Origin of the sequence: uncultured Phenylobacterium sp., from assembly GCF_902826855.1 — a bacterium.
Classification (GTDB): domain Bacteria; phylum Pseudomonadota; class Alphaproteobacteria; order Caulobacterales; family Caulobacteraceae; genus Phenylobacterium.
This window is the reverse complement of the sequence record NZ_CADEGK010000159.1, coordinates 7,028-10,945: the sequence shown is the minus strand read 5'-3', so window position 1 is coordinate 10,945 and position 3,918 is coordinate 7,028. Positions and strand designations below refer to the sequence as shown.

Below are 3,918 nucleotides of genomic sequence, written 5' to 3'. Positions count from 1 at the left end.
ATATAATGGTCAGGACAGCGAAATCAGCGCCTTACTTGGGAAATGTGGGCTCAAGCCATTCGCCTGGTCCAGGCCGACGGCGAAGCCCTTGAGACCCCGCCCACGCCCAGCCAGGTCGCGCCTCTGATGCGCGCCCTGGACGCCCGCCACGCCTGCCTGCGCGACAAGCGCTCGCCGCAGGACTGCCTGCTCACCTTCGAAAAGGGCAAGGGCCAGTGGCGGCTGGTAGGGATGCGCGCCATGGGCCTGCGCATCGAACTGGCCGACGCTGGGCGCTGAGGAAGGACACCGAATGCTTCTGCACCTGTCCACATGGTCCGAGATCGAGGCTTTCCTCGGGCGCTCGAAGACGGTGGTGATTCCGATCGGCTCGAATGAGCAGCACGGTCCGACGGGCCTCCTGGGCACCGACTGGCTCTGCCCCGAGATCATCGCCCACGAAGCGCAGAAGACAGGCGACATCCTGGTGGCCCCCACCTTCAACATCGGCATGGCCCAGCACCACCTGGACTTCCCGGGCACCATCGCGCTTCGCCCGTCGACCTTCATGCTGGCCATCGGCGACTGGGTGCGGAGCCTGGCCCACCACGGCTTCGAGAAGATCTATTTCCTCAATGGGCACGGCGGCAACGTCGCCACGATCGAGGCGGCCTTCTCCGAACTCTATGCCGAGGTCAGCTATTCGGGCGGCAAGCGCGGCTTCGCGTGCAAACTGAAGAACTGGTGGGACCTGTCGGGGGTGATGGCGCTTGCCAATCGCCAGTTCCCGGTGGGCCACGGCAGCCACGCCACGCCGTCGGAGATCGCGGTGACCCAGTGGGCCTATCCGGACGCCATCAAGAGCGCGAACTACGCGCCGCAGATCGCCCCCACCGGCCCCATCCGCGAAGCCGCCGACTTCCGCGCGCGCTACGCCGACGGCCGCATGGGCTCCGACCCTGGGCTTGCGACCCCGGAAAAGGGGGGCGAACTGGTCGCCCTCGCCTCAAAGTCGCTGATCGACGACGTGGCCGCGTTCGGCAACGAAGCGGCGCCGGAGTAGCGAATTCGCGTTTCAGGGGAAGACCGTGTTCGACCAACGCCGGTAGTGGTTAAGTTCCCGGGAATGGGGAGTGATCAGCCATGTCGATGCGGAACATTCTAATCGCCGGAGCGGTCTTCGGCGCTCTTGCCACGGCAAGCTCCGGCGCGAGCGCCGCCAACCTGATCCTCAATGGCGGGTTCAACAATGGCGGCACGGTCGGTGCGCCTGGCGGCGGCTTCTCGACCCTCGGCGTCGGCTCAAGCGTCATCAACAACTGGAACATCGATGCGGGCTCGATCGACTGGATCGTGGGCTACTGGCAGGCGGCTGACGGTGATGGCTACAGCATCGACCTGAACGGCGGCAGCCCGGCCCAGATATCGCAGACCCTCAGCACCGTGGCCGGCCAGTCCTACTTCCTCAGCTTCGCGATGTCAGGGAACCCCGACAACTTCCGGGGCGAGACTCGCGTGGCGGTCATCGGCGCAGGCGGATCGACGATCGGGACCGCAAACTACAGCCTGACCGCGCCCAACAGCCTCTCCAACATGCTCTGGCAGGACCGCGGCTTCGCGTTCACCGCGGATAGCAGCAGCACCCTGATCAGCTTCACCAGCGGCAACAACACGGGGAACTGCTGCTGGGGCGCCGCCATCGACAACGTGGCGGTCAATGCGGTGCCAGAGCCCGCCACCTGGGCGATGATGATCGTGGGCTTCGGCGCTGCCGGGAGCATGATCCGCCGCCGCAGCAACGCGTTCGCCGGCTAAGCCGTAAATACCTCGCCGTCCCTCACCTCCACCGTCCAGTCGTGGAGATGATCGCCCTCGCAGGGTCCAGACACACACATCCCGTCCAGGCGGAACAGCGCGCCGTGGCCGGCGCAGAGAATGTGATGGCCATCGCGGGTCAGGTAGCGGTCGTCCATGGGCGCGAGCGGCCAGCCGGCGTGGGGGCAACTGTCGACATAGCCGCGAGCCTCCTCGCCCTGGCGGATCACGAATCCGGCGAACATCCGCGCCCCATCGCGGAAACGAAACGACTTGCCCCCCGGATCGGCGATCTCGCCGAGGGCGCAGAGCCACACGCCCGCCGGTGGGCGGGCTGGGTTGTCCGGCTCAAAGCTGGCCAAGCGTGACCTTGAAGGGCGTGATTTCGACGCGGCTCCACAGCCCCGCCTTGGTGTAGGGATCGTTCGCGCTGAAGGCTTCGGCGGCGACCCGGTCGGCGACCTCGAGGATCATCAGCGAGCCGGCCATGTCGCCCGCCTCATCCAGTAGGGGTCCGCCCAGCTTCAGGATGTCGAGCTGGGCCCGGACATAGGCCAGGTGCGCCTCGCGCGTCGCCATGCGCAAGGCGAGCGACGCCGGCCTGTCGTGGCAGTTCAGTACGAACAGCGGCACCTAATTCTCCCCCTTGAGCGGCCGCGAAAGCAGGCCGCGGATGGCGTCATCCACTCCCGCCTGGCCGGCCAGGATGGCGGCGACCGCCTCGCAGATCGGAGTCTCGACGCCAAGTTTGCGGGCCAGGTCGCGGACGGCCGGAGCCGACGCGACGCCCTCGGCCACCGACAGCTTGCCCGCCAGCGCCTCCTCCAGGGTCATGCCCTTGCCCAGCGCCAGGCCGACGGACATGTTGCGCGACTGCGGGCTGGAGCAGGTCAGCACCAGGTCGCCGAGGCCGCAGAGGCCGGCGACCGTCTCCGCTTCGCCGCCCAGCGCCACGGCCAGGCGCGTGAGTTCGGCGAAGCCGCGGGTGATCAGGGCGGCATGGGCGGAACGACCCAGGCCGCGGCCCTCGACGATGCCGCAGGCAATGGCCAGCACGTTCTTCACCGCGCCCCCGGCCTCGGCGCCGATCATGTCGGTGGCGAAGTAGGGCCGGAAGGTGGGCGTGGCGATGGCTTCGGCCAGATCCTCCGCGCAGCCGTCCGCCGGGCAGGCCAGGGTGACCGCGGTGGGCAGGCCGCGGGCCACCTCGCCGGCGAAGCTGGGGCCGGAGAGCACGGCGGGCTGGGCCTGAGGGACGGTCTCGGCCAGCACCTCGGTCATCAGCTTGAGCGAGCCCTGCTCGACGCCCTTGGAGCAAAGCAGGATCGGCAGGCCTGGGCGGGCGTGCGGGGCGAAGGCGGAGAGGGCTGAGCGGGTGTGCTGCGCCGGCGCGACGGCCAGGACGAGGTCGCTGCCGGCCAGGACCGCCAGGTCGTCGGTGGCGCGGATCATCGGGTCGAGCGGCAGGCCGGGCAGGAAGACGGCGTTCTCGTGGCGGCTGTTGATCGCCTCCACCACCTCGGGTTCGCGGGCCCAAAGGGTGACTTCCCGCCCGGCCCGGGCGCAGACCTGGGCCAGCGCCGTGCCCCAGGCGCCGCCGCCGATGACCCCCACCTTGCGGAGAGGGGTCTTGTCGAGGCGAGGAGTGCTCATGCCTTGGCGCCTTTGCGGCCGGCGGTGTGAGTGGGATTTGCGGCTGCGGCGGCTTCGTCCAGCGGCCAGCGCGGACGAGCTACGGCGTCGAAGCCGTCGGATATGCCCAGGGCCAGTCGCTCGGCGCCGGCCAGGGCGATCATGGCGGCGTTGTCGGTGCAGTAGGCCAGCGGCGGTGCGGCGAAGGCGAAGCCGCGGGCCGCCGCGGTGGCCTGCAACGCCTTGCGGACAGCCTGGTTCGCGGCCACGCCGCCGGCCACCACGAACCGCAGGCCGCGTCCTCCGTTGGCCTGGGCGTAAGCGGCCATGGCGCGATCGGACTTCTCGGCGAGCTGGCCGGCGATCGCGGCCTGCACGGCGGCCGCCAGGTCGCGGCGTTGGGCTTCGGAGGTGATCCCCTCGGCCAGGCGGGCGGCGGCGGTCTTGAGGCCGGAGAAGCTCATGTCGAGGCCAGGCCGATCCAGCAAAGGG

The 3,918-nt window shown here is 69.4% G+C and carries 6 protein-coding genes and 1 pseudogene (1 of these 7 running past the window's edge); 3 read left to right on the top strand and 4 right to left on the bottom strand.

Features of this window, described 5'->3' with window-relative positions; all coding sequences use genetic code 11:
* Positions 1–42 precede the first annotated feature (42 nt).
* The 3 genes from QZV94_RS18545 (at position 43) to QZV94_RS18535 (ending at position 1,794) form a co-directional block, all read left to right on the top strand.
* A complete protein-coding gene (locus QZV94_RS18545) occupies positions 43–279 on the top strand; it encodes a hypothetical protein (RefSeq protein WP_293680176.1) in 237 nt (78 codons plus the stop codon).
* A gap of 13 nt (positions 280–292) precedes the next feature.
* Positions 293–1,042 (top strand): creatininase family protein, encoded by a 750-nt coding sequence (locus QZV94_RS18540; protein ID WP_293680173.1) that lies wholly within the window; start codon positions 293–295, stop codon positions 1,040–1,042.
* Between the two features lie 80 nt (positions 1,043–1,122).
* Positions 1,123–1,794, top strand: a complete 672-nt coding sequence (locus QZV94_RS18535) for a choice-of-anchor C family protein (RefSeq protein WP_293680169.1) — start codon at positions 1,123–1,125, stop codon at positions 1,792–1,794.
* Here the strand turns inward: QZV94_RS18535 and QZV94_RS18530 are convergent.
* The 4 genes and pseudogenes from QZV94_RS18530 to tsaD form a co-directional block, all read right to left on the bottom strand.
* Entirely contained in the window at positions 1,791–2,156 is a 366-nt protein-coding gene (locus QZV94_RS18530; protein WP_293680167.1) for a Rieske 2Fe-2S domain-containing protein, read from the bottom strand. The genes QZV94_RS18535 and QZV94_RS18530 overlap by 4 nt on opposite strands.
* Positions 2,143–2,427, bottom strand: coding sequence for a YciI family protein (locus tag QZV94_RS18525; protein ID WP_293680165.1), 285 nt, complete (start codon positions 2,425–2,427; stop codon positions 2,143–2,145). Before QZV94_RS18525 ends, QZV94_RS18530 begins: the two co-directional genes overlap by 14 nt.
* The gene (locus QZV94_RS18520) at positions 2,428–3,447 is read right to left on the bottom strand and encodes an NAD(P)H-dependent glycerol-3-phosphate dehydrogenase (RefSeq protein WP_293680162.1); all 1,020 of its coding nucleotides are present in this window, start codon (positions 3,445–3,447) and stop codon (positions 2,428–2,430) included.
* Positions 3,444–3,918, bottom strand: a pseudogene (gene tsaD / locus QZV94_RS18515) (tRNA (adenosine(37)-N6)-threonylcarbamoyltransferase complex transferase subunit TsaD) (it continues 614 nt past the right edge of the window). The gene QZV94_RS18520 and the pseudogene tsaD overlap by 4 nt, the downstream one beginning before the upstream one ends.

Coding starts and splice junctions, on each gene's coding strand:
- QZV94_RS18545 (WP_293680176.1), top strand. CDS start 43: ATGTGGGCTCAAGCCATTCGCCTGGTCCAGGCCGACGGCGAAGCCCTT.
- QZV94_RS18540 (WP_293680173.1), top strand. CDS start 293: ATGCTTCTGCACCTGTCCACATGGTCCGAGATCGAGGCTTTCCTCGGG.
- QZV94_RS18535 (WP_293680169.1), top strand. CDS start 1,123: ATGTCGATGCGGAACATTCTAATCGCCGGAGCGGTCTTCGGCGCTCTT.
- QZV94_RS18520 (WP_293680162.1), bottom strand. CDS start 3,447: ATGAGCACTCCTCGCCTCGACAAGACCCCTCTCCGCAAGGTGGGGGTC.